The following is a 24,037-nucleotide window of genomic DNA, read 5'->3' on the forward strand; positions in this document are numbered from 1 at the left end:
GATGAAGACATTTGAATTCTTTTGGAACTATTTTAAAGTTTATAAGATATCTTTTGTCGTTGTTATTGCTATGATTATCATTGCAACGATTGCACAAGCCCTCTTTCCAGTATTTGCAGGTCAAACAGTCACAGAACTGGCTAATTTGGTTATAGCTTATCAAAATGGAAATCCTGATATGGTTTGGCAAAGTCTATTAGGACTCTTGATTAATCTTGCTTATATTTTGATTGTGCTCGTGGTGTCGAGTCTTATCTATATGGTTTTGATGAGCCGCATTATTGCCGAATCGACAAATGAGATGCGTAAGGGACTTTTTGGCAAACTTTCTCGCTTGACTGTTTCCTTCTTTGACCGCCATCAAGATGGTGATATCCTGTCACGTTTTACCAGTGATTTGGATAACATCCTACAGGCTTTTAACGAAAGTCTGGTGTCTGTGATGACCAATATTGCCCTTTATATTGGCTTGCTGATTGTCATGTTCGCAAAAAATGTGACCTTGGCTTTGATTACGATTGCTAGCACTCCGATAGCTGTCATCATGTTGATTGTCATTTTGAAATTGGCAAGAAAATACACTAACCTCCAACAAAAGGAAGTTGGGAAGCTCAATGCTTATATGGATGAGAGTATTTCAGGTCAAAAAGCCGTTATCGTTCAGGGCATTCAAGAAGATGTGATCGCTGGTTTTGTCGAGCAAAACGAGCGTGTTCGAAAAGCAACCTTTAAGGGAAGAATGTTTTCAGGAATTCTCTTTCCTGTCATGAACGGAATGAGCTTGGTCAATACAGCTATTGTTATTTTTGTCGGTTCAGCTGTCTTACTGAATGATCAGAACATCGAAACAGCAACTGCTCTGGGTTTGATTGTCATGTTTACCCAGTTTTCTCAGCAATATTACCAACCCATTATCCAATTGGCAGCGAGCTGGGGAAGTTTGCAACTGGCCTTTACAGGTGCAGAACGTATCCAAGAAATGTTTGATGCAGAAGAAGAAATTCGTCCTCAAGATGCTCCAGTCGTTAACGAATTAAAAGAAGGTGTGGAGATTCGTAACGTGGACTTCTCCTACCTGCCAGGAAAACCCATTTTGAAAGATGTTAGCATTTCAGCTCAAAAAGGGAAAATGATTGCGGTTGTTGGTCCAACAGGGTCAGGAAAAACAACCATCATGAACTTGATCAATCGTTTTTATGATGTGGATGCAGGTAGTATCAGCTTTGATGGAACAGATATTCGCGAGTTTGATTTGGATAGCTTGCGAAGCAAGGTGGGAATTGTCTTGCAGGATTCAGTTTTATTTAGCGGAACCATCCGAGACAATATTCGCTTTGGTGTCCCTGATGCTAGTCAAGAGATGGTAGAAGCAGCTGCTAAGGCTACACACATCCATGACTACATCGAAAGTCTACCAGATAAGTACGATACTCTGATTAATGATGATCAGAGCGTATTCTCAACCGGTCAGAAACAGTTGATTTCTATTGCTCGTACCTTGATGACAGATCCTCAGGTCTTAATTTTGGATGAGGCAACATCAAACGTGGATACTGTAACAGAGAGCAAGATTCAAAATGCCATGGAGGCAATTGTAGCAGGAAGAACTAGTTTTGTGATTGCCCATCGCTTGAAAACTATTCTCAATGCCGATCAGATTATTGTCCTTAAGGATGGTGAGGTTATCGAACAAGGAAATCATCACGAATTACTCAAGCTTGGAGGCTTTTACTCCGAACTGTACCATAATCAATTTGTCTTTGAATAAGCAAAAAAGTTGTCCTAATTTTGGGCAACTTTTTCTGATAAAAAAATTTTATCACGGACTTAAAAAATACATATTAGACAGGAGTGGGTAAGGGTGATAAGATAAGATTATCAATGGAGAACGAAAGGAAGTCAGTAATGGTAAGAACAGTTGTTGGAGTAGCGGCAAACCTATGTCCTGTAGACGCAGAAGGAAAAAACATCCACTCATCTGTATCCTGTAAATTTGCTGAAAGTATTCGTCAGGTTGGCGGACTTCCTTTGGTCATTCCGGTTGGTGATGAGACACTTGTCCATGACTATGTAGAAATGATTGATAAGCTCATCTTGACTGGAGGACAAAATGTTCATCCTCAGTTTTATGGTGAGGAAAAAACAATTGATAGCGATGACTATAATCTAGCTCGCGACGAGTTTGAGCTAGCTCTTCTACAAGAAGCCTTGCGTCAGAACAAGCCAATCTTAGCCATTTGCCGTGGCGTTCAGTTGGTAAACGTTGCCTTTGGTGGTACACTCAATCAGGAGATTGAAGGTCATTGGCAAGGTCTACCTTTTGGGACTTCACATTCTATTGAAACAGTGGAAGGAAGTGTTGTGTCCAAGTTGTTTAGTAAAGAAAGTCAAGTAAACTCAGTTCATCGTCAAAGTATTAAAGACTTGGCACCTAATTTCCGCGTAACTGCAGTAGATCCACGTGACCAAACGATTGAAGCAATCGAATCTATCGATGAACACCGTATTATTGGTTTGCAGTGGCATCCAGAATTTTTGGTCAATAAAGAGGATGGCAACTTAGAATTATTTGAGTATTTATTGAATGAATTGTAACGACTGGAAACCTAGTCGTTTTTTTGTCTTATTTCGTTCAAATTTTAATATTGTAACATTTTTTACGCAAATGTTTAAATTATGATAAAATTTGGAAAAATTCAGTATAAAAACTTGAAAAAATCTAAGGTAAGGGTTATGATAGAAGAGAAGAAATTTTGGAGGAATATTATGTCACATATTAAATTTGATTATTCAAAAGTATTAGATAAATTTGTTGCACCACATGAACTAGATTATATGCAGCCTCAAGTGACTGCAGCAGATTCTGCTCTGAGAAATGGTACAGGTCCTGGGGCAGAAATGACTGGCTGGTTGAACTTACCTGAAGAATATGACAAAGATGAATTTGCTCGTATTCAAAAGGCTGCTGCTAAAATCCAATCTGATAGTGAGGTATTGATCGTAATCGGTATTGGTGGTTCCTATTTAGGAGCTCGTGCAGCTATTGATTTCTTGAATAATTCATTTGTAAACTTGCAAAGAAAGGAAGAACGCAAGGCACCTCAGATCCTCTATGCTGGAAACTCTATCTCTTCAAGCTATTTGGCTGATTTGGTAGACTATGTATCAGACAAAGATTTCTCAGTAAACGTGATTTCTAAATCAGGTACAACAACTGAACCGGCTATTGCTTTCCGTGTCTTCAAAGAACTCTTGGTTAAGAAGTACGGTCAAGAAGAAGCTAACCAACGTATCTACGCAACTACAGACCGCGCTAAAGGTGCAGTTAAAGTTGAAGCAGATGCTAATGGCTGGGATACTTTTGTAGTGCCTGATAGTGTAGGTGGTCGTTTTACAGTATTGACAGCAGTGGGGCTCTTGCCAATCGCAGCTGCAGGAGCTGATATCAGCAAGTTAATGGAAGGAGCAAATGCTGCTCGCAAGGCTTATGCTTCTGATAAGTTGGCTGAAAATGAAGCATATCAATATGCAGTTGTACGCAATATCTTGTACCGTAAAGGTTATCTGACAGAAGTTCTAGCTAACTATGAACCATCTCTGCAATACTTCTCTGAGTGGTGGAAGCAACTGGCTGGTGAGTCAGAAGGGAAAGACCAAAAAGGGATTTATCCAACTTCAGCTAACTTCTCAACAGACTTGCACTCTCTGGGACAATTTATCCAGGAAGGTACCCGTATCCTCTTTGAAACAGTTATCCGTGTAGATAAACCTCGCAAAAATGTGCTGATTCCTGAATTGGCAGAAGACTTGGACGGTCTTGGCTACTTGCAAGGAAAAGATGTTGACTTTGTCAATAAAAAAGCTACAGATGGAGTGCTGTTAGCACACACTGATGGTGGAGTTCCAAATATGTTTGTGACACTGCCTGAGCAAGATGAGTTCACTTTGGGCTACACTATTTACTTCTTTGAGTTGGCTATTGCTCTTTCTGGCTACCTGAATGGTATCAATCCATTTGACCAGCCTGGAGTTGAAGCTTATAAGAAAAACATGTTTGCTCTTCTTGGGAAACCAGGCTTTGAAGAGCTGGGTGCTGAGTTGAATGCACGCCTTTGATTCTCATATGCTTTGAGTTCATTTAGAATATAAAAAGATCCACAAGTTCATTTCTTGTGGATTTTTAGTACAAGCCTCTTAATTAGTTTATTATTTTTTTTAAAAGTGTAAAAAAGAGTGTCTTAATTCTTTTATGAAAGCGCTGTATAATTGCCTTGTAAATAAAATTTGAGAGGTATCAAAATGAATGATTGGTTAAACATAAAAGGCAAAACAGTTCTTGTGACTGGCGCGTCATCTGGGATCGGTAAGGCAATCGTTGAAGAATTGCTGGAATTAGGAGTCAATGTAGCGAATTTTGATCTTAGCGACAACGATTTGCGTCACCCGAATCTATTATTTGTAAAAGTTGATGTAACTTCTCGCTCTGAAGTAGAAGAGGGTGTTGCCAAAATAGTTGAAAGATTTGGCAATATTGATGCAGTGGTCAATAATGCAGGGATTAATATCCCTAGATTATTAATCGATGCAGAAAATCCTAAAGGTCCTTACGAATTGGACGATGAGACGTTCGAAAAAGTAACGATGATTAATCAAAAAGGTTTGTATCTGGTTAGTCAGGCAGTGGGACGTATTTTAGTGAAAAATGGAAAAGGTGTAATTGTGAACATGGCTTCAGAAGCAGGCTTGGAAGGTTCTGAAGGACAAAGTGCCTATGCTGCCACAAAAGCAGCAGTCTATAGTTACACTCGTTCATGGGCAAAAGAGCTGGGTAAGCATGGTGTACGTGTGGTTGGAATTGCTCCAGGAATTATGGAAGCTACGGGACTTCGAACTCTTTCTTATGAGGAAGCTCTTGCTTATACCCGTGGAAAGACGGTAGAAGATATTCGAGCTGGTTATGCTTCAACTTCAACAACTCCTTTGGGACGAAGTGGTAAACTACGGGAAGTAGCTGACCTTGTAGCATTCTATATTTCAGACCGTTCTAGCTATATAACTGGAGTCACTACAAATATTGCCGGAGGGAAAACTCGCGGTTAAAAAAATGAAGGTGAGGAAGAGAGTTGACCATAGTAAATCGATGGTATAATATTTTAGAAAAAATGGTCTCACAGCCAACTTATTCCTTGGTAGATATGCGCTCAGAGCTGGATATTAGTATGCAAACCTTGCAAAAGAGTATCCAACAATTAAATGATGTTTTGGCTCCGAGTATCCAGATTATCTCACAAGATGATCAGTTAATGTTAGAGGTGTATGACTATACTGAGTTGGAAAGGATTTTATCTGGTAGTTTAAAACGGGAGAGTGACTTCAATTCTTCCAGTAAAAGAATTGCCTATTTACTAAAACGTTTAATTGAGTCAACCTCCCCTCTTCTTATTGACGACTTGGCTGAGGAAGCAGGTGTTAGTAGAAGTACCCTTAATAAGGATTTAAAACAAGTAAAATCTTTGGCAGAGAGTTACTCTATCACTATTTCAGGAAAGCCCAACCGTGGGCTGGAGGTCTTGGGGTCCGAGCTGAATTTGCGCTTGCTCTATATTCACCAAGTGGCCCCTTACTTTGAAGGAAAGACACTCACCGAGGCAACATCTTCTTTTCTGGAGACGCTACTCCAGGAGTATAAAATCCCGAAAGAAACAAAGGAACTCCTTCGAAAGACAATTTCAATTATGGTGGAGCGTATTCATGCATCTAGGGTGTTGAGTTGCCCTATTCCTTACTATAGGAATGATTTAACAGAGACACCTTTGGTTGAAAAATTAATCTATCATATTGAGATGACTTATAAGATTTCCCTCAGTCAGTTTGAGATAGACTTTTTGTGTTTTCCGTTTAATATCCGTTTTATTGACACTTTAAGCAAGCCGTCTTATCAATCTGAACAGCTTGCAAACATTTTTCAAGGGATTGTCAAGAAAGTCAAAGAAACAATGTTGGTTAACTTTGATGATGAAGAATTATTTGAAGAAATCAAGTCTCATCTAGGCTCCTTAATCAATCGACTGATTTTCCATGTGCAAGCTAATGATATATTCCATGGCGAGGTTCAAACTCAATATCCTTTTGCTTTTGAAATGGCGAAAATTGCTGGAGAAGAACTATCTGCAATTTTTGGTTCTGAATTGGAATTATCTGAAATCGGATATCTGGCTTTGTATTTTGAAATGATTTTAAGAAAGCAAAACTCTGTTGTAAATGGTTCTCGCAAGCAGATAGCTGTAGTTTGCACAACAGGAAGAGGAACTGCTGCGATGATTATTCAGCAACTCAGACGAATTCTTGGAAATGATGTAGACATTACTCAGTATTCTGAAGAGGATTTTAATCTGGATTTGAATCAGGACTATTTCGCGATTTTTACGACAGTTCCTCTAAAATATAAAGATTCTAAATCTCCAGTCATTCAAGTTAATCATCTTTTTGATGATCAATGGCTGCAGGAAGAATGGCAGAGGGCCAATGCTTTTCATCAAAAAAATCTAGAAACAGTCAGCTTACGTTTTCTTCGTTTGACTCCCCAAAAAACCTATCAGCAATACTTGCTAAATATGGTTGCAGAGTTAGAGAAACTTCAGATGATTGATGAAGGTTTTAGAAATCGGATAATTGATAGGGATAAAAAACAATCAACCATTTTTGGTGGAGGAATTGCCTTCCCCCATACAATTAACCAGGGTTATGCAAAGACTATTTTAATGTTTGGAAAGCTAGAAGAGCCTTATCAAAAAGGAGATGATTGGATTGAATTTATCTTTCTAGTCGCCATTCCCTCAGAAATTGAAAGCAAAATGGAGAGTGAATTGCTGGAATTGTATGACGACATTTTTCGAATTGCAGGAGAGCCTTCTCTAAAAGAAGCATTGAGGGCTGTAGAAACAGAGACAGAGTTTCTATCATTTTCTAAGAGCAAAGGAGTATTTTAATGAATTCGCTAATAATTTTCGCTGTATTTGTCATGGCAGCTTATATATTTCAAATGTTCCTCGGCTGGCAGCAACTCAAAGACTTCAATAAGACCTATACGATGCTCCGAAAACTGGGGCGCGTAGCGATTGGCAGGAAGTCCGGAAGAATCAAATCCGGTACGATTGTCATGTTCGCGGTTGATGAAAACGGTCGGGTTCTTAAAGCTAGCAAAATGCAAGGAGTCACAATCTTAGCACGTTTTCAAAATATGGACGATTATGTTGGAGAAGACATCCATTATTTTGACAAGTATAATCCTCTTGTGAGAAAAGAAAATAAGTTGATGCAATCAGCCATAGAAGATGCTAGAAAAGTCTATCTTTGGAATGAGGCAGGTATTGAGAAAGAGACAAGTTCATCTGATTCTTTTCTGGGATTCGGCTTTTATGCGAATTACTTACAATTATCTATTAAACAGTTATTTAAAAAAAATAAGAAAGGGAGTTCCTTATGAATCACATTACAAATTTTGCAGAGAGTTTTATGAAACTCTTCCAATTAGGTGGAGAAACCTTTATTAGCTGGATGACAAATATTGTACCGCTTGTCTTAATGCTATTGATTGCAATGAATACCCTTATCGCTTTCTTGGGAGAAGAGAAGGTCAATTCCCTGGCTAAGATTTCTGCCAAAAATCCTGTTAGCCGGTATATGATTTTACCTTTCATTTCTGCCTTTATGCTGGGGAATCCGATGGCAATCAGTATGGGACGTTTCTTACCAGAATATTATAAACCTAGTTTTGTAGCAGCTCAGATGCAGTTCTGCCATACTTCAAATGGTGTATTTCCACATATCAATCCTGGGGAATTATTTGTATGGATGGGAATTGCGACAGGAATTCAAACTTTAGGTTTAAGTCAAATGGACTTAGCCATTCGTTACATGCTTGTTGGGCTTGTCATGAACTTTGTAGGTGGTTGGGTAACCGATTTTACAACTGCTTATGTAGCAAAACAGCAAGGTGTTACCTTGAGTAAAACATTTGATTTATAGAAAGAGTGAAATTATGTCATATAAGAGTATAAAAGTTGTTAAAGGAAATGGCGGTTTCGGAGGACCTTTGGTCATTACACCTAGTGAAGCTAAGCATAAATTCATCTATATTACTGGTGGCGGAGAAAAGCCAGATATTGTAGATAAAATTGCTGATTTGACCGGTATGGAAGCTGTTAATGGGTTTAAAACTTCTATCCCAGATGAGGAAATTGCTTTAGCAATCGTGGATTGTGGCGGTACTCTTCGCTGTGGTATTTATCCTAAAAAGGGAATCCCTACAATAAATATTGTCGCTACAGGGAAAAGTGGGCCTCTAGCTCAATATATAACCGAGGAAATCTATGTGTCAGCAGTTGGCCTTAATCAAATTTCTGCTGCTAATGAAGACGAAAAAGCGACAACTGTGGTAACTGAAAAGCCAACTTACGATACTAGTAAAAAAATTACAGAGCAAAAAGCTGAAACAAGTATTGTAGCACGAATTGGGATGGGGGCTGGTAAGGTCGTTGCAACTTTCAACCAGGCTGCTCGTGAAGCCATCCAAACAATGCTCAATACAATAATTCCTTTCATGGCCTTTGTTTCCTTGCTGATTGGGGTTATTCAAGGATCTGGTGTTGGAAATTGGCTGGCAAAATTAATGGTTCCCCTAGCGGGGAACATCTGGGGACTCGTTTTAATTGGCTTTATCTGTTCCTTACCATTCCTATCTCCTTTGTTAGGTCCCGGAGCTGTTATTAGTCAGATTATTGGAACTTTAATTGGAGTCGAAATCGGAAAAGGGACTATTCCGCCCCAAATGGCTCTGCCAGCTTTATTTGCTATCAACACTCAAAACGGTTGTGATTTCATTCCTGTAGCACTCGGCCTATCTGAAGCCAAGGCTGAAACAGTTGAGGTTGGTGTCCCTTCGGTACTTTATTCACGCTTTCTCAATGGTGTTCCGCGGGTGCTAGTTGCTTGGATAGCTAGTATTGGTCTTTATCAGTAGACCTTTGATAGATGCCTGAAAACAGAGAACTATTATGTTAAACTTATCTATAAGCCTAAGTTTATGACAAATTAGAGAAAGTATGAATAGAAATCAGATGAAGAAAATTTTTGAAACTAAAGTAATTCAAGTAGGGTCTGAAGCTCAGAATATGATTCAAGATGCCAATATGCTCATTTTATTTGGAGAAGAAGCACCAGAAGATTTATCAGAGTATTGTTTTAAGATTGATAACAAAAATCTGCTAGGTTCAATACTAGAAGGTGGCAAGCTGGTGGTAGATAATCAGGAATATTCGATTAGTTCCGTAGGAAATGTAGTAGAAAAAAATTTAACTGGACTGGGACATATCACGATTTCTTTTGATGGTTCAAAAGAGGGGAGCCTTCCTGGTACACTCCATGTTGTAGCAGATCAAGCGGTAGTAATTGATAAAGATTCTACCATTCAGATTTTTGAAACTGCTTAACCATAATAAAATTTCAAATCAAGCAATTTAGAAAAATAAAAGTCTAAAAAATTGATTCAGAGCCTGGACCAAAAGTCCAGGCTTCTGGGTCTAAATTAGAAAAAATAGATGACGCAGTGGTTGATTGGCAAGTCAATCAAACTAGCCAGTCAGTGCAAGGGAATTTCCAGCAGATGCATCCACAAGGGGTGCCTGAACAGAAGGAAAAGACCAAAAAGGGATTTACCCAACTTCAGCTAATTTCTCAACAGACCTACACTCATTGGGTCAATTTATCCAAGAAGGAACTCGTATCATGTTTGAAACAGTTGTCCGTGTTGACAAACCACGTAAGAACGTGATTATCCCTACTTTGGAAGAAGATCTTGATGGACTTGGTTACCTTCAGGGAAAAGACGTTGACTTCGTTAACAAAAAAGCAACTGACGGTGTTCTTCTTGCCCACACAGATGGTGACGTACCAAACATGTACGTAACTCTTCCTGAGAAAGATGCCTTCACTCTTGGTTACACAATCTACTTCTTCGAATTGGCTATCGCCCTTTCAGGTTACTTGAATGCCATCAACCCATTTGACCAACCAGGTGTTGAAGCTTACAAACGTAACATGTTTGCCCTTCTTGGTAAACCAGGATTTGAAGAATTGAGCAAAGAACTCAACGCTCGTCTATAATAGGATATAAAAAGGGTGGTTTTACCACTCTTTTTGCTTTTTCTCGAAAAGAGAAATTGGACTCTGGCAAGACTTGTGATATAATATAGAGAGCAAAAAGGCAGACGCCTAGAGACTTTATAGGAGAAGATATGTCAAAAGATATCCGCGTACGTTACGCACCAAGTCCAACAGGACTACTACACATCGGAAATGCCCGTACAGCATTATTCAACTACCTTTACGCCCGTCATCATGGTGGGACTTTTATCATCCGTATCGAAGATACTGACCGTAAGCGCCACGTCGAAGATGGAGAACGTTCACAGCTTGAAAACCTTCGTTGGTTGGGCATGGACTGGGATGAAAGTCCAGAGACTCATGAAAACTACCGCCAATCAGAACGTTTGGAACTTTATCAAAGATACATCGACCAACTCTTGGCTGAAGGAAAAGCCTACAAATCTTATGTAACAGAAGAAGAGTTAGCAGTGGAACGTGAACGCCAAGAAGCAGCTGGGGAAACACCTCGCTATATCAACGAATACCTTGGTATGAGCCAAGAAGAAAAAGCAGCTTACGTTGCAGAACGTGAAGCAGCGGGGATTATCCCGACTGTTCGTTTGGCTGTCAATGAGTCAGGTATCTACAAGTGGCATGATATGGTCAAAGGTGATATCGAATTTGAAGGTGGCAATATTGGTGGTGACTGGGTTATCCAAAAGAAAGATGGCTACCCAACATACAACTTTGCCGTTGTCATTGATGACCACGATATGCAAATTTCTCATGTTATTCGTGGAGATGACCACATTGCCAATACACCAAAACAGCTCATGGTCTATGAAGCGCTTGGTTGGGAAGCACCTGAGTTTGGGCACATGACACTTATCATCAATTCTGAAACTGGTAAGAAGTTATCTAAACGTGACACTAATACCCTTCAATTTATCGAAGATTACCGTAAGAAAGGCTACCTTCCAGAAGCAGTCTTTAACTTCATCGCTCTTCTTGGATGGAATCCTGGAGGGGAAGATGAAATCTTCTCTCGTCAAGAACTCATTAACCTCTTTGATGAAAACCGTCTCAGCAAGTCTCCAGCAGCCTTCGACCAGAAGAAAATGGACTGGATGAGTAATGAGTACATTAAGAATGCGGATCTTGAGACTATCTTTGAAATGGCCAAACCATTCCTCGAAGAAGCGGGACGTTTGACAGACAAGGCTGAGAAATTGGTGGAGCTCTACAAACCACAAATGAAGTCAGTGGACGAAATTGTTCCATTGACGGATCTCTTCTTCTCAGACTTCCCAGAATTGACAGAAGCTGAGCGAGAAGTCATGGCTGGCGAAACTGTTCCGACTGTACTTGAAGCCTTTAAAGCCAAACTCGAAGCTATGTCAGACGATGAGTTTGTGGTAGAAAATATCTTCCCACAAATCAAAGCGGTCCAAAAGGAAACTGGTATCAAAGGGAAAAATCTCTTCATGCCAATCCGTATCGCCGTTTCAGGGGAGATGCATGGTCCCGAATTGCCAGATACCATCTACTTGCTTGGACGTAAAAAGTCCATCCAACACATCGAAAAAATGTTGGCAGAAATTGCAAGATAGTAGATAAAAAGAACTCAAAAAAGAGTTCTTTTTATATGTACTTATTTGAAAATGCAAAAATTTTAGTGTATAATATTTGATGATAGGACGTTGGAAGAAGCCCGTGGTGGGGTGAAATTCTTTATAAGTGATTCAGATTAGCCTAGACATCATTTTGTTGGTTGTTGAGTTGACTTATTTTTTCTTTGCGTTTTGCTGGACCCAGGAAGAGATTCGTGGGTTCATGCAAGTTTCATCCTATACTGGTTTCTTATTGATTCTTAGAGCTATGTGAATACTTTTAGGTTTACTAAGGTTTCATGTATTTTCATTCGTCTCTCAAGTAAAAGAAAGTGAATCGACCTTGTTCTGTCGTGCCTTGCGCTAAGCAAGGTTTTTTTCGTGGAATCGTATCGTTAAATTTACGATTTGTCTATCTAGTGGTATAATATTAAATAGCCTGATGAATAGAGGAATTCAAATGAAAGAATTTAATAAATCAATCAAATTAGAACATGTGGCATATGACATTCGTGGTCCAGTTTTGGAAGAAGCGATGCGAATGAGAGCAAACGGTGAAAAGATTCTTCGCCTCAACACAGGAAATCCTGCAGAGTTTGGTTTCACCGCTCCTGACGAAGTTATTCATGACTTGATTATGAATGCGCGTGATAGTGAAGGGTATTCAGATTCTAAGGGTATCTTTTCAGCCCGCAAAGCTATCATGCAGTACTGCCAGCTCAAGAAATTCCCCAATGTTGGTATTGACGATATTTACCTTGGGAATGGGGTTAGTGAGCTGATTGTTATGTCCATGCAAGGTCTCTTGGACAATGGCGATGAAGTTTTGGTTCCAATGCCGGACTATCCGCTTTGGACTGCAGCTGTCAGCTTGGCTGGAGGAAATGCTGTTCACTATATCTGTGACGAAGAAGCCGAATGGTACCCAGACCTGGATGATATCAAGTCTAAGATTAGCTCTAATACCAAGGCTATTGTCTTGATCAATCCTAATAATCCTACCGGAGCTTTGTATCCTAAAGAACTTTTGCTTGATATTATCGAGATTGCCCGCCAAAATGACTTAATTATCTTTGCGGATGAAATCTACGACCGTATGGTTATGGATGGTAATGTCCACACACCAGTCGCAAGTTTGGCTCCAGACCTTTTCTGTGTCAGCATGAATGGTCTGTCTAAATCTCACCGTATCGCTGGTTTCCGTGTGGGTTGGATGGTCTTATCTGGACCTAAACATCATGTAAAAGGCTACATTGAGGGTCTCAACATGCTCTCTAACATGCGACTCTGTTCGAACGTTTTAGCTCAACAGGTAGTTCAAACTTCCTTGGGTGGTCACCAATCGGTGGATGAGTTGCTTCTTCCTGGTGGTCGTATCTATGAACAAAGAAACTTCATCTATAATGCTATTCAAGAGATTCCAGGTTTATCAGCTGTTAAGCCCAAAGCTGGTCTCTATGTTTTCCCCAAAATTGACCGCAATATGTATCGTATTGATGATGACGAACAATTTGTGCTTGATTTCTTGAAGCAAGAGAAGGTCCTTTTGGTGCATGGACGTGGATTTAACTGGAAAGAACCAGACCATTTCCGTATTGTTTATCTGCCTCGTGTGGATGAATTGGCACAAATCCAAGAAAAGATGACTCGTTTCTTGAGACAGTATCGTAGATAAGGCTTTCATGGGAAAAAGCTGGAAACATTTGCTCCAGGCTATTGACAAATGAATCAGAATCATATAGAATAGTAAAGTATGTTTAGTAACTGATCACTTTATAGCCGGCTAAACGAATACAAAATCTATGAGGAGGTATTCATCGTGAAACGTACTTATCAACCAAGTAAACTACGTCGTGCGCGTAAACACGGATTCCGTAACCGTATGTCAACTAAAAACGGTCGTCGCGTATTGGCAGCTCGTCGTCGTAAAGGACGCAAAGTTTTGGCTGCATAATCCAGACGAATGAAACAAAGAAATCAGTAGGAACTCGAGCCTACTGATTTTTCTTTTATCTAAAAGATAGAATTATCTAAAGTCATTGGTCGAGAATGGAAATTTTAGAAGATATATTGGAAATAACACATATAGAAAAAGCTCAAGATCAGAAGATAATTTCTCTGATTTTGAGCTTTTCTTTATTCTTTCAAATGATATGAATAGCTAGCAACGACGACATCTTCGTGCCATCTGAGAGCATATTTTAATTTAAGGCTCATTTGATTGTGGAGGATATTTTGCCAAGGTTTGTTAGGGATAAATTGGGGTACTAGAACTGTAACCGTGTAGTTCTTTTTCTTGGCTTCTTGAGAGATTTTTCGGACATATCGAACTGTAGGTGTAATAATATCGCGATAGCTGGTATTAATGTTTTTAAGAGTAATATTTGGGAAGTAGTCGGCAAATTCTTGGAGGATTTCTTGGTCTTTTTCATCAGTTTCCTTGGTGGAAATGTGCATGGCCAAAACTTCATCTCCGATGCTTTGAGCGTAATTAATCGCTCCAACACTGACTCGAGTAACATTTCCTACTAAGACAAGGACGACATTGCCATCGTAGGTTTTCTTTTGAATTCCTTCATAAAGTCGAAGTTGTTTGGCCACTTTTTGGTAATGACTGTGGATGGACAAAAATAGGAAGGTTAGGACCAGGATAATTGGGAAGAATGGCCAGATATCTCCAAGCCTGAAGAGGAGTAGAATAAGGACGATAGCGTAACAAATGATAGCACCGAGGATGTTAGCAAAGGCAGATTTTAAGAAATGAGAGCCTTTTTCTTTTTTCCAGTGGCGAATCATACCTGTTTGAGAAAGTGCAAAGGGGACGAAAACTCCGATAGTATAAAGAGGGATTAAGCGTTCTGTGTTTCCGTTGAAAATAAGCAGAAGGATTATAGCACCAAAAGCTAAAGTTAAAATACCGTTTGAATAACCCAGGCGGTCTCCCTTTTCCATAAAGAGATGGGGCATGTACTTGTTCTTAGCCATATTGTAAGCCAACATTGGAAAGGCAGAAAAACCAGTATTTGCAGCAACGGCTAGAATTAGGGCAGTTGAGAATTGGAAGAGATAATAAACAATCTGACCGGGAGCTGAATTCCCTAAAATCCCTTTTGCCATTTGTGAAAGGATTGTTTCTCCGTGTTGAGGTGTAATCCCCATCCAGTAGTTTAAGAAGGTAATCCCTGCAAATAGAAATCCAAGAATTAGAGACATGATAGTAAGCGTCTGGGCTGCGTTTTTCTCTTTTGGAGTCTTGAAAAATGGGACAGCATTTGAGATGGCTTCAACCCCTGTTAGTGAAGCTGAACCGCTGGTGAAGGCTCTTAAGATTAGGACAATTGACAGACTTGGGACAGTTTGACCAACTGCAGAAGTTGCATGATAACTGAGAGAACCTGTCAATAGTTGGAAGATACCAAACAATAAGAGGAAGACTGTACTAAAGATAAAGAGATAAACTGGGATCATCAGAGAACTGGCGGATTCCTTCAAACCTCTTAGATTTAAAAGCATGAGCAAACATACTAGAAAAATGGAGATGTGGAGGTTGTAAGGATGGAGGGCGGGAAGTGCAGCAGTGATAGCGTCAGCTCCTGCTGCCACTGATACGGCTACTGTTAACATATAGTCAACAAGCAGGCTTCCTCCAGCAATCAAACCTAGCTCAGGAGATAGGTTTTCTCGAGTTACCATATAGGCACCTCCACCTTGAGGGTAGGCATGGATGATTTGTCTATAAGAAATGGTCAGGCTAGCTAATAGTAAGAGGACAAAAATGCCAATAGGGAGACTCCACCAGATAGCAAGCGGAGAAAGACTAGCCAATACGAGGACGACCTGCTCAGGCCCGTACGCAATAGATGATAGAGCATCGCTTGATAGCATTGCGAGTGCCTGCGTTTTTCCAAGTAGTCCTCCCTCGCCTTCAGTTAAGGATTTAAGGGGACGACCAATAAAGGTATATTTTAGTTTTGTAAACATTTTCTTTCCTTTTCTTAAAAATTCAACAAGAGTTATTATACTGCTATGAAAAAAAGTCGTCAAGAAAAAATGAATGATTTCAAAATATTTTTTCCTATAAGGATGAGACTAGTTTTTTTGGTATAATAGAAGGTAGAAAAAACGAGGAAATATAAATGATTTTTGATACTCATACCCACTTGAATGTGGAAGAATTTTTGGGACGTGAAGAAGAAGAACTTGCCTTAGCGGCTGAAATGGGTGTAACTCGGATGAATATTGTTGGTTTTGACAAACCGACTATTGAGCGTGCTCTTGAACTAGTGGACAAGCATGACCAACTCTATGCGACGATTGGCTGGCATCCAACGGAAGCAGGAACATATACAGAGGATGTTGAGAATTACTTGCTAGAAAAACTAAAACACCCCAAAGTGATTGCCTTGGGTGAGATTGGTTTGGACTATCACTGGATGACAGCTCCTAAAGAAGTACAGGAACAAGTTTTCCGTCGTCAGATTCAGCTATCTAAGGAACTGGACTTACCTTTTGTAGTTCACACCCGTGATGCGCTAGAAGACACCTATGAGATTATCAAGAGTGAGGGAGTCGGACCTCGTGGCGGCATCATGCACTCCTTCTCAGGTTCTCTGGAATGGGCGGAGAAGTTTGTGGAGCTTGGGATGACTATTTCCTTTTCTGGGGTGGTGACTTTCAAGAAGGCGACAGATATTCAGGAAGCAGCCAAAGAGTTACCTTTGGATAAGATTTTGGTAGAGACAGATGCACCTTATTTAGCCCCAGTACCCAAGCGTGGTCGTGAAAACAAGACAGCTTACACGCGCTATGTAGTAGACTTTATTGCGGACTTGCGTGGTATGACGATGGAAGAATTAGCTGCTGTGACAAGTGCCAATGCAGAAGCCATCTTTGGATTGGAACGTAAATCATGAAAGAGAAAATTTCCCAAGTTATCGTAGTTGAAGGACGCGATGATACGGCCAATCTCAAACGTTATTTTGATGTGGAGACCTATGAGACTCGTGGATCGGCTATCAATGAGCAGGATCTTGAACGTATCCAACGTCTACATGAACGTCATGGGGTGATTGTCTTTACAGATCCTGATTTTAATGGGGAGCGAATCCGTCGTATGATTATGACGACCATTCCGACAGTGCAACACGCCTTTCTCAAACGAGACGAGGCAGTGCCTAAGTCTAAGACAAAGGGACGTTCTCTAGGAATCGAACATGCCAGCTACGAGGACCTGAAAACAGCACTGGCTCAAGTAACAGAGCAGTTTGAAGTAGAAAGTGACTTTGACATTAGCCGCAGTGACTTGATTCGTCTTGGTTTTCTAGCCGGGGCAGATAGCCGAAAACGCAGAGAATATCTAGGAGAAAGTCTTCGTATCGGTTATTCCAATGGGAAACAACTCCTTAAACGTTTAGAGTTATTTGGAATCAGTCTAGCTGAAGTTGAAGAAGCTATGAAATCATATGAGAATTGAAAAACTCCCCCAAAATGTAGAGGGAATGTGATACAATAGAAGTAAGCATATACGGTCTAATCAGGCTTGCTTGCAAGCATTAGAAAAGTGACTCCATAGGAATTGAGCTAAGTGGAGATGATGAGGAAAAGTTATGGGAATCTTTGACTATTTGAAAAAGACTGAAGTGGAAGAAGAGTCTAAAAACAATGCATGTGTGGGAGTTTTGGACTTTCTCACAATGAAGGAAACGAACCAATTATTGATTGTTGGGAGTCTAGAAGGTAGTATCAAGGTTGGAGGTCAGTTGCAGTTTTGCAATCCCGACCAAGGAATGGAAAGTCTTGGTACTGTAGAGGTTAAAAAACTCAGCAGTCAAAACAAAGATGCAGATAGTCTAACTGATGAAGTTCTTGCCCATCTAGTGGTTGATAGGATTCCTTCTTTGGATAAACTGAAAAAAGGAAGTGTGCTCTTTAGTTCAGGTGTTGAGGAAGAGCAAAAATTATCTAGCTATTCAGATGCTCTTTATCGTGCTTTTGTAGCCATCCAAGAGGGCCAGTTAACAAATGAAGACTATTTGGCAGCTAGCCTTGATGACAGCGTAGAGATTTTACGTCTCTTTTTATGGAAATGCCGTCAAAATCAGGAAACTGAAAGTGAAGAAAGCTATCAATCCAACACTCGTAAGTTGGAACGTCTCGCGGAAATCGTCAAGGACAAGTTGTTAGCAGCAGATGCAGTTTATGCAGTGTATTCGGAAAAAACAGGCGAACCCTATCTTTTCTCAACGACCTATGACAGAGGAGAAGAAGGGTATCTCTGCACTGATCCCATGATCATGCTTTTGACGCCATCTTGGTATCGCCAATTCAAGGAAACTATTGATAGTCGACCAAACTCAGTCGTAAAACTGATTGAAAATACGGAAGATAAAAAAGGGATTGAAAATTTCCTTGGGACAGCCTTTTACTTAAATGGTGCCTTGGGAGCAATCTTTAATTCCAAGGAAGTTAGTATCAGTGCCTCAGCCTTGGTTCAAAAACCAGATTTTTCTGATTTGCCAGAAATACAAGTTCCTGTAATGAATCCTGACCTGGTAAGATGGATGCTGTTGATGGGACAGATGGATCAACCGACGACAGAAGAGCAAGAACTAGTTTATGGACTTTACTACAAGTTCTTCTCTATGGCTATGCCTAAGGCAAAATTCCTATTGCCTTTAGATGCAGCTTCGGAATTTAAGGACGATAGTCAGGAAGTAAGCTCCTTTGTCTTGGAAAAAGATTCTAGTTTTAACATTCCAGTCAAAGAAGGAAAAAATGGCAGAAATTCTGTTCCAGTATTTACTGATTGGAAACGTCTGAGAATGGTCTTTGATGAAAAGTGGAATGGCATGATTGAAGAAGCAGGAGGCATGATTGAAGTTTTTGACTATGCCATTAATCCAACGGAATACTATGAAGCAGGTGCCTATGTTAGCCTAACAGCTTTTAGAGACATGCAGAAGCTTAGTGAGGAACAAGAAGGAAGAGCTCAAGATTAGAAAACCTTTCAATATTAGAAAAGAGAATAAATGAGAATTGCAGATTATAGCGTGACCAAGGCAGTGCTAGAGCGTCACGGTTTTACCTTTAAAAAATCCTTCGGGCAAAATTTCTTGACCGATACCAATATCCTTCAAAAGATTGTGGATACGGCTGAAGTTGATGACCAGGTCAATGTTATCGAAATCGGGCCAGGGATTGGTGCCTTGACGGAATTTTTAGCTGAGCGTGCAGCTGAAGTCATGGCCTTTGAGATTGATCACCGTTTGGTGCCAATCCTAGCAGATACCCTGCGTGATTTTGACAATGTGACCGTAGTCAACGAGGACATTCTAAAAGTTGACCTAGCGCAACATATCCAGAAATTTAAAAATCCTGACTTACCAATTAAGGTAGTGGCAAACTTGCCTTACTATATCACAACTCCTATTCTCATGCACTTGATTGAAAGTGGCATTCCTTTTAGTGAATTTGTGGTCATGATGCAAAAAGAGGTGGCAGATCGTATCTCTGCTAAGCCAAATACCAAGGCTTACGGTAGTTTGTCAATTGCAGTTCAGTATTATATGACGGCCAAGGTTGCCTTTATCGTGCCTCGTACAGTATTTGTGCCAGCGCCCAACGTGGACTCAGCTATCCTGAAAATGGTGCGCCGTCCAGAACCAGCTGTGTCGGTTGAAGATGAGAACTTCTTCTTTAAACTTTCCAAGGCTAGTTTTACTCATCGTCGTAAGACCTTGTGGAACAACTTGACAGGTTACTTTGGGAAGTCTGAAGAAGTCAAGGATAAATTGACCAAGGCTTTGGACCAAGCAGGCTTGTCACCATCTGTACGTGGTGAAGCTCTCAGCTTGGCAGAATTTGCCAGTCTAGCAGATGCGCTTAAAGGACAAGGACTATAAGATGCAAGGACAAATCATTAAAGCTTTGGCGGGTTTCTACTATGTGGAGAGTGATGGCCAGGTTTATCAAACACGCGCGCGTGGGAATTTCCGTAAAAAAGGCCACACACCCTATGTTGGAGATTGGGTAGATTTTTCTGCCGAGGAAAATTCAGAAGGCTATATTTTGGAAATTCATGAACGAAAAAATAGTCTGGTTCGTCCGCCCATTGTCAATATTGACCAGGCCGTTGTCATTATGTCCGTTAAAGAACCTGACTTTAATAGCAACTTATTGGATCGGTTCCTAGTTCTTTTAGAGCATAAGGGCATCCATCCTATCGTCTATATTTCTAAAATGGACCTCATGTCAGATCGAGGAGAACTGGATTTTTACGAGCAGACCTATCGTACCATCGGCTATGACTTTGTGACTAATAAGGAAGAGCTCTTGCCACTATTATCAAACAAGGTGACAGTCTTTATGGGGCAGACAGGTGTTGGGAAGTCAACCCTCCTCAATAAAATCGCCCCTGACCTCAATCTAGAGACGGGAGAAATCTCAGATAGTCTGGGTCGTGGTCGTCATACCACTCGAGCTGTTAGTTTTTACAATCTCAATGGTGGGAAAATAGCAGACACGCCAGGATTTTCATCTCTGGATTATGAAGTGTCAACAGCAGAGGACCTTAATCAGGCCTTTCCAGAGATTGCTAGTGTCAGTCGCGACTGTAAGTTCCGTACTTGTACTCATACTCATGAGCCTTCCTGTGCGGTTAAGCCAGCAGTAGAAGAGGGTATCATTGCAAACTTCCGTTTCGACAACTATCTGCAATTCCTCAGTGAGATTGAAAATCGCAGAGAAACATATAAAAAAGTCAGCAAAAAAATTCCAAAATAAGGAGAAACCGATGTCTCAATACAAGATTGCTCCGTCAATTCTGGCAGCAGATTATGCCAACTTTGAACGTGAAATCAAACGCCTAGAAGCAACTGGGGCAGAATATGCCCATATCGATATCATGGATGGTCACTTTGTACCTCAAATCAGCTTTGGCGCAGGTGTGGTCGAAAGTCTTCGTCCTCATAGTAAGATGGTCTTTGACTGTCATTTGATGGTCTCTAATCCTGAACACCATCTAGAAGATTTTGCGCGTGCAGGAGCAGATATCATCAGTATTCATGTAGAAGCAACGCCTCATATCCATGGCGCTCTTCAAAAGATTCGTTCTCTCGGTGTTAAACCTTCGGTTGTCATTAACCCAGGTACGCCTGTTGAGGCGATTAAACATGTGCTTCACCTAGTTGATCAAGTTTTGGTCATGACGGTTAATCCTGGATTTGGTGGGCAAGCTTTTCTGCCTGAAACCATGGACAAGGTTCGTGAGTTAGTTGCCCTTCGTGAGGAAAAAGGTTTGAATTTTGAAATCGAAGTGGATGGTGGGATTGATGACCAGACTATTGCTCAAGCCAAAGAAGCTGGCGCTACAGTTTTTGTAGCGGGATCTTATATCTTTAAGGGAGATGTCAATGAACGAGTGCAAGCTCTCAGAAATCAACTGGACTAAAGCTGCAGTTTTTGCAGGGGGAGACCGCGGTCACTACCGGACAGATTTTGACTGTTTTGTCGGTGTGGATCGAGGCTCACTCTGGGTATTGGAGGAAAAACTTCCTCTTGCTCTTGCAGTTGGGGATTTTGATTCTGTGACTGTAGAAGAAGGTCAGTTGATTCAAGAACGTGCCCAGCACTTTGTCCAAGCTCAGCCAGAGAAGGATGATACCGATCTGGAACTAGCACTGTTAACGATTTTTGAAAAAAATCCTCAGGCTCAGGTGACCATTTTTGGTGCCCTAGGTGGTCGCATCGATCATATGCTGGCCAATGTCTTTCTACCCAGCAATCCCAAATTGACACCCTATATGCGCCAAATAGAGATTGAGGATGGGCAAAATTTGATTAGCTATTGCCCAGAAGGGATCAGCCAGCTAGAACCACGTTCGGACTATAATTATCTAGCTTTTATGCCTGTGAGGGATAGTCAGTTGACTATTCTTGGTGCCAAGTATGAACTGACAGAGGAGAATTTTTTCTTTAAGAAAGTTTATGCTTCTAACGAATATATAGATAGGGAAGTTTCGGTGACTTGCCCAGACGGCTATGTGGTTGTACTGCATAGCAAGGACAGGAGATAGGATGGAGATTATATTACTACTGTTACTAATTGCTAACCTAGCCGGCCTCTTTCTCATTTGGCAGAGGCAGGACAAGCAGGAAAAATATTTGACCAAAAGTTTAGAAGACCAAGCAGATAACCTTTCAGATCAGCTGGATTATCGATTTGAACAAGTGCGACAAGCAAGCCAGCTAGACCAAAAAAATCTTGAAGTGGCTGTCAGTGACCGTTTGCAGGAGGTGCGAATTGAGTTGCACCAAGGTCTGACCCAGGTTCGACAGGAGATGAATGAGAATCTTCTCCAAACAAGAGATAAGACTGACCAACGCCTTCAGGCCTTGCAGGAATCAAATGAGCAACGCTTGGAACAGATGCGCCAAACGGTTGAGGAAAAGTTAGAAAAGACTTTGCAGACACGCTTGCAAGCGTCTTTCGAGACAGTTTCCAAGCAATTGGAATCTGTCAATCGCGGCCTTGGAGAAATGCAGACGGTTGCCCGTGATGTCGGAGCCCTTAATAAGGTCTTATCTGGTACAAAATCTCGAGGAATTCTAGGAGAATTACAACTGGGGCAGATTATCGAAGATATCATGACACCTGCCCAGTATGAGCGAGAATTTGCAACTGTTGAAAACTCTAGTGAACGTGTGGAATATGCCATCAAGTTGCCTGGGCAAGGCGATCAGGAATATGTCTATCTACCGATTGACTCTAAGTTTCCACTGGCAGATTATTACCGCCTTGAAGAAGCCTATGAAGCAGGTGATAAGGATGAGATTGAGCGTTGTCGTAAATCTCTCCTAGCAAGTGTTAAACGTTTTGCTAAAGATATTAAGAGTAAGTATCTGGCACCGCCAAGAACGACCAATTTTGGTGTCTTGTTTGTTCCAACAGAAGGACTCTATTCAGAAATCGTTCGTAATCCGATTTTCTTTGATGATTTGAGACGCGAGGAGCAGATTATCGTTGCAGGACCAAGTACCTTGTCAGCACTTTTAAATTCACTTTCAGTTGGCTTCAAGACTTTAAACATTCAAAAGAGTGCTGATCATATTAGTAAAACCCTTGCTAGTGTCAAGACTGAGTTTGGAAAATTTGGTGGAATCTTAGTTAAAGCACAAAAACATCTGCAACATGCCTCTGGCAATATTGATGATCTATTAAACCGTCGCACCACAGCTATCGAGCGAACGCTCCGACATATTGAATTGTCAGAAGATGAGCCTGCGCTTGACCTATTCCAGTTCCAAGAAGATGAGGAAGAATATGAAGATTAGTAACATGAAGAAAGACGAGTACTTTGAAGGTTTTTACCTGATTAAATCAGCTGATTTAAGGCAAACTCGTGCAGGAAAAAACTACCTTGCTTTTACCTTCCAGGATGATAGTGGGGAAATTGAAGGCAAGTTATGGGATGCTCAACCGCATAACGTTGCAGCCTTTACTGCAGGTAAGGTTGTTCACATGCAAGGTCGCCGAGAGGTTTACAATAACACCCCTCAGGTAAATCAAATTACCCTTCGTCTGCCTCAGCCTGGGGAACCCAATGATCCAGCTGATTTTAAGGTTAAATCTCCAGTTGATGCCAAAGAGATTCGTGAGTATATGTCACAGATGGTTTTCAAAATTGAAAATCCTATCTGGCAACGGATTGTTCGAAGCCTCTACACCAAGTATGATAAGCAGTTTTATTCATACCCAGCCGCTAAAACTAATCACCATGCCTTTGAAACCGGCTTGGCCTACCATACAGCAACCATGGTACGCTTGGCTGATGCAATCGGAGACGTTTATCCTCAGCTCAATAAAAGTTTACTCTATGCAGGAATCATGCTCCATGATTTAGCTAAAGTCATTGAGTTAACAGGCCCTGATCAGACTGAGTATACAGTGAGAGGAAATCTTTTAGGGCACATTGCTTTGATTGACAGTGAAATTACAAAGACAGTCTCAGAGCTTGGAATCGATGATACCAAAGAAGAGGTTGTTCTCCTTCGTCATGTCATTCTCAGTCACCATGGTCTCCTTGAGTACGGAAGCCCAGTCCGTCCACGCATTATGGAGGCAGAGATTATTCACATGATTGACAATCTGGACGCAAGTATGATGATGATGTCAACGGCTCTCGCCCTTGTTGATGAGGGAGAAATGACCAATAAGGTCTTTGCTATGGACAATCGTTCCTTCTACAAACCAAAATTAGACTAGAAACTAAAAAAATGAACTT

Annotated in this window: 22 protein-coding genes and 1 pseudogene; 22 read left to right on the forward strand and 1 reads right to left on the reverse strand. The window is 40.7% G+C overall.

Annotation, left to right across the window (positions count from 1 at the left end; translation table 11 throughout):
* Position 1: 1 nt before the first annotated feature.
* From QM941_RS08970 to rpmH, 13 genes and pseudogenes are all read left to right on the forward strand, one after another.
* Entirely contained in the window at positions 2-1,768 is a 1,767-nt protein-coding gene (locus QM941_RS08970; RefSeq protein ID WP_414340215.1) for an ABC transporter ATP-binding protein, read from the forward strand.
* 137 nt (positions 1,769-1,905) lie between these two features.
* The gene (locus QM941_RS08975) at positions 1,906-2,595 is read left to right on the forward strand and encodes a gamma-glutamyl-gamma-aminobutyrate hydrolase family protein (RefSeq protein ID WP_070889112.1); all 690 of its coding nucleotides are present in this window, start codon (positions 1,906-1,908) and stop codon (positions 2,593-2,595) included.
* A gap of 171 nt (positions 2,596-2,766) precedes the next feature.
* Complete coding sequence (locus tag QM941_RS08980) at positions 2,767-4,116, forward strand: glucose-6-phosphate isomerase (RefSeq protein ID WP_000018239.1); 1,350 nt, start codon at positions 2,767-2,769, stop codon at positions 4,114-4,116.
* A 183-nt stretch (positions 4,117-4,299) separates the two neighbouring features.
* A complete protein-coding gene (locus QM941_RS08985) occupies positions 4,300-5,100 on the forward strand; it encodes an SDR family oxidoreductase (RefSeq protein ID WP_001000837.1) in 801 nt (266 codons plus the stop codon).
* A 62-nt stretch (positions 5,101-5,162) separates the two neighbouring features.
* The gene (locus QM941_RS08990; RefSeq protein ID WP_080639548.1) at positions 5,163-6,989 is read left to right on the forward strand and encodes a BglG family transcription antiterminator; all 1,827 of its coding nucleotides are present in this window, start codon (positions 5,163-5,165) and stop codon (positions 6,987-6,989) included.
* Complete coding sequence (locus QM941_RS08995; protein WP_033585448.1) at positions 6,989-7,486, forward strand: transcriptional regulator GutM; 498 nt, start codon at positions 6,989-6,991, stop codon at positions 7,484-7,486. The genes QM941_RS08990 and QM941_RS08995 overlap by 1 nt, the downstream gene beginning before the upstream one ends.
* Entirely contained in the window at positions 7,483-8,028 is a 546-nt protein-coding gene (locus QM941_RS09000; protein ID WP_001015684.1) for a PTS glucitol/sorbitol transporter subunit IIC, read from the forward strand. Before QM941_RS08995 ends, QM941_RS09000 begins: the two co-directional genes overlap by 4 nt.
* 13 nt (positions 8,029-8,041) lie before the next feature.
* Positions 8,042-9,022 (forward strand): PTS glucitol/sorbitol transporter subunit IIB, encoded by a 981-nt coding sequence (locus QM941_RS09005; RefSeq protein WP_000120696.1) that lies wholly within the window; start codon positions 8,042-8,044, stop codon positions 9,020-9,022.
* Between the two features lie 97 nt (positions 9,023-9,119).
* Positions 9,120-9,491, forward strand: a complete 372-nt coding sequence (locus tag QM941_RS09010) for a PTS glucitol/sorbitol transporter subunit IIA (RefSeq protein WP_033585537.1) — start codon at positions 9,120-9,122, stop codon at positions 9,489-9,491.
* A gap of 196 nt (positions 9,492-9,687) precedes the next feature.
* A pseudogene (pgi, locus tag QM941_RS09015) lies at positions 9,688-10,164 on the forward strand (glucose-6-phosphate isomerase); the annotation flags it as partial.
* A gap of 131 nt (positions 10,165-10,295) precedes the next feature.
* Positions 10,296-11,756, forward strand: a complete 1,461-nt coding sequence (gltX, locus tag QM941_RS09020) for a glutamate--tRNA ligase (protein WP_414340217.1) — start codon at positions 10,296-10,298, stop codon at positions 11,754-11,756.
* A gap of 460 nt (positions 11,757-12,216) precedes the next feature.
* Complete coding sequence (locus QM941_RS09025; RefSeq protein WP_414340218.1) at positions 12,217-13,431, forward strand: pyridoxal phosphate-dependent aminotransferase; 1,215 nt, start codon at positions 12,217-12,219, stop codon at positions 13,429-13,431.
* Between the two features lie 144 nt (positions 13,432-13,575).
* The gene (gene rpmH, locus QM941_RS09030) at positions 13,576-13,710 is read left to right on the forward strand and encodes a 50S ribosomal protein L34 (RefSeq protein WP_000831905.1); all 135 of its coding nucleotides are present in this window, start codon (positions 13,576-13,578) and stop codon (positions 13,708-13,710) included.
* A 182-nt stretch (positions 13,711-13,892) separates the two neighbouring features.
* On the opposite strand, the gene QM941_RS09035 is transcribed toward rpmH, so the two are convergent.
* Positions 13,893-15,737: an APC family permease gene (locus tag QM941_RS09035; RefSeq protein ID WP_414340220.1), complete on the reverse strand. Its 1,845-nt coding sequence runs from the start codon at positions 15,735-15,737 to the stop codon at positions 13,893-13,895.
* Positions 15,738-15,892: 155 nt separating this feature from the next.
* On the opposite strand from QM941_RS09035, the gene QM941_RS09040 reads away from it, so the two are divergent.
* The 9 genes from QM941_RS09040 (at position 15,893) to QM941_RS09080 (ending at position 24,018) form a co-directional block, all read left to right on the forward strand.
* A complete protein-coding gene (locus QM941_RS09040; RefSeq protein ID WP_414340221.1) occupies positions 15,893-16,669 on the forward strand; it encodes a TatD family hydrolase in 777 nt (258 codons plus the stop codon).
* Positions 16,666-17,229, forward strand: a complete 564-nt coding sequence (gene rnmV, locus QM941_RS09045) for a ribonuclease M5 (RefSeq protein WP_414340223.1) — start codon at positions 16,666-16,668, stop codon at positions 17,227-17,229. Before QM941_RS09040 ends, rnmV begins: the two co-directional genes overlap by 4 nt.
* Before the next feature lie 133 nt (positions 17,230-17,362).
* Positions 17,363-18,754 carry an SseB family protein gene (locus QM941_RS09050; RefSeq protein WP_414340225.1) on the forward strand — a complete coding sequence of 464 codons (1,392 nt, stop codon included), beginning with the start codon at positions 17,363-17,365 and terminating at the stop codon, positions 18,752-18,754.
* A gap of 30 nt (positions 18,755-18,784) precedes the next feature.
* Positions 18,785-19,657 (forward strand): 16S rRNA (adenine(1518)-N(6)/adenine(1519)-N(6))-dimethyltransferase RsmA, encoded by an 873-nt coding sequence (rsmA, locus tag QM941_RS09055; RefSeq protein WP_414340226.1) that lies wholly within the window; start codon positions 18,785-18,787, stop codon positions 19,655-19,657.
* A 1-nt stretch (position 19,658) separates the two neighbouring features.
* Entirely contained in the window at positions 19,659-20,537 is an 879-nt protein-coding gene (gene rsgA, locus QM941_RS09060; protein ID WP_414340281.1) for a ribosome small subunit-dependent GTPase A, read from the forward strand.
* A 10-nt stretch (positions 20,538-20,547) separates the two neighbouring features.
* The gene (gene rpe / locus QM941_RS09065) at positions 20,548-21,204 is read left to right on the forward strand and encodes a ribulose-phosphate 3-epimerase (RefSeq protein ID WP_223333802.1); all 657 of its coding nucleotides are present in this window, start codon (positions 20,548-20,550) and stop codon (positions 21,202-21,204) included.
* Complete coding sequence (locus tag QM941_RS09070) at positions 21,167-21,829, forward strand: thiamine diphosphokinase (RefSeq protein WP_223333800.1); 663 nt, start codon at positions 21,167-21,169, stop codon at positions 21,827-21,829. Before rpe ends, QM941_RS09070 begins: the two co-directional genes overlap by 38 nt.
* Before the next feature lies 1 nt (position 21,830).
* Positions 21,831-23,087 carry a DNA recombination protein RmuC gene (gene rmuC, locus QM941_RS09075; RefSeq protein WP_414340228.1) on the forward strand — a complete coding sequence of 419 codons (1,257 nt, stop codon included), beginning with the start codon at positions 21,831-21,833 and terminating at the stop codon, positions 23,085-23,087.
* The gene (locus QM941_RS09080; protein ID WP_414340230.1) at positions 23,077-24,018 is read left to right on the forward strand and encodes a 3'-5' exoribonuclease YhaM family protein; all 942 of its coding nucleotides are present in this window, start codon (positions 23,077-23,079) and stop codon (positions 24,016-24,018) included. The genes rmuC and QM941_RS09080 overlap by 11 nt, the downstream gene beginning before the upstream one ends.
* Positions 24,019-24,037 lie beyond the last annotated feature (19 nt).

The organism is Streptococcus timonensis (assembly GCF_047460355.1).
Classification (GTDB): domain Bacteria; phylum Bacillota; class Bacilli; order Lactobacillales; family Streptococcaceae; genus Streptococcus; species Streptococcus timonensis_A.

Bases quoted from the DNA above. Each gene is read 5' to 3' on its own strand.
- QM941_RS08970 (WP_414340215.1), top strand. From the start codon at position 2: ATGAAGACATTTGAATTCTTTTGGAACTATTTTAAAGTTTATAAGATA.
- QM941_RS08975 (WP_070889112.1), top strand. From the start codon at position 1,906: ATGGTAAGAACAGTTGTTGGAGTAGCGGCAAACCTATGTCCTGTAGAC.
- QM941_RS08980 (WP_000018239.1), top strand. From the start codon at position 2,767: ATGTCACATATTAAATTTGATTATTCAAAAGTATTAGATAAATTTGTT.
- QM941_RS08985 (WP_001000837.1), top strand. From the start codon at position 4,300: ATGAATGATTGGTTAAACATAAAAGGCAAAACAGTTCTTGTGACTGGC.
- QM941_RS08990 (WP_080639548.1), top strand. From the start codon at position 5,163: ATGGTCTCACAGCCAACTTATTCCTTGGTAGATATGCGCTCAGAGCTG.
- QM941_RS08995 (WP_033585448.1), top strand. From the start codon at position 6,989: ATGAATTCGCTAATAATTTTCGCTGTATTTGTCATGGCAGCTTATATA.
- QM941_RS09000 (WP_001015684.1), top strand. From the start codon at position 7,483: ATGAATCACATTACAAATTTTGCAGAGAGTTTTATGAAACTCTTCCAA.
- QM941_RS09005 (WP_000120696.1), top strand. From the start codon at position 8,042: ATGTCATATAAGAGTATAAAAGTTGTTAAAGGAAATGGCGGTTTCGGA.
- QM941_RS09010 (WP_033585537.1), top strand. From the start codon at position 9,120: ATGAAGAAAATTTTTGAAACTAAAGTAATTCAAGTAGGGTCTGAAGCT.
- gltX (WP_414340217.1), top strand. From the start codon at position 10,296: ATGTCAAAAGATATCCGCGTACGTTACGCACCAAGTCCAACAGGACTA.
- QM941_RS09025 (WP_414340218.1), top strand. From the start codon at position 12,217: ATGAAAGAATTTAATAAATCAATCAAATTAGAACATGTGGCATATGAC.
- QM941_RS09035 (WP_414340220.1), bottom strand. From the start codon at position 15,737: ATGTTTACAAAACTAAAATATACCTTTATTGGTCGTCCCCTTAAATCC.
- QM941_RS09040 (WP_414340221.1), top strand. From the start codon at position 15,893: ATGATTTTTGATACTCATACCCACTTGAATGTGGAAGAATTTTTGGGA.
- rnmV (WP_414340223.1), top strand. From the start codon at position 16,666: ATGAAAGAGAAAATTTCCCAAGTTATCGTAGTTGAAGGACGCGATGAT.
- QM941_RS09050 (WP_414340225.1), top strand. From the start codon at position 17,363: ATGGGAATCTTTGACTATTTGAAAAAGACTGAAGTGGAAGAAGAGTCT.
- rsmA (WP_414340226.1), top strand. From the start codon at position 18,785: ATGAGAATTGCAGATTATAGCGTGACCAAGGCAGTGCTAGAGCGTCAC.
- rsgA (WP_414340281.1), top strand. From the start codon at position 19,659: ATGCAAGGACAAATCATTAAAGCTTTGGCGGGTTTCTACTATGTGGAG.
- rpe (WP_223333802.1), top strand. From the start codon at position 20,548: ATGTCTCAATACAAGATTGCTCCGTCAATTCTGGCAGCAGATTATGCC.
- QM941_RS09070 (WP_223333800.1), top strand. From the start codon at position 21,167: ATGAACGAGTGCAAGCTCTCAGAAATCAACTGGACTAAAGCTGCAGTT.
- rmuC (WP_414340228.1), top strand. From the start codon at position 21,831: ATGGAGATTATATTACTACTGTTACTAATTGCTAACCTAGCCGGCCTC.
- QM941_RS09080 (WP_414340230.1), top strand. From the start codon at position 23,077: ATGAAGATTAGTAACATGAAGAAAGACGAGTACTTTGAAGGTTTTTAC.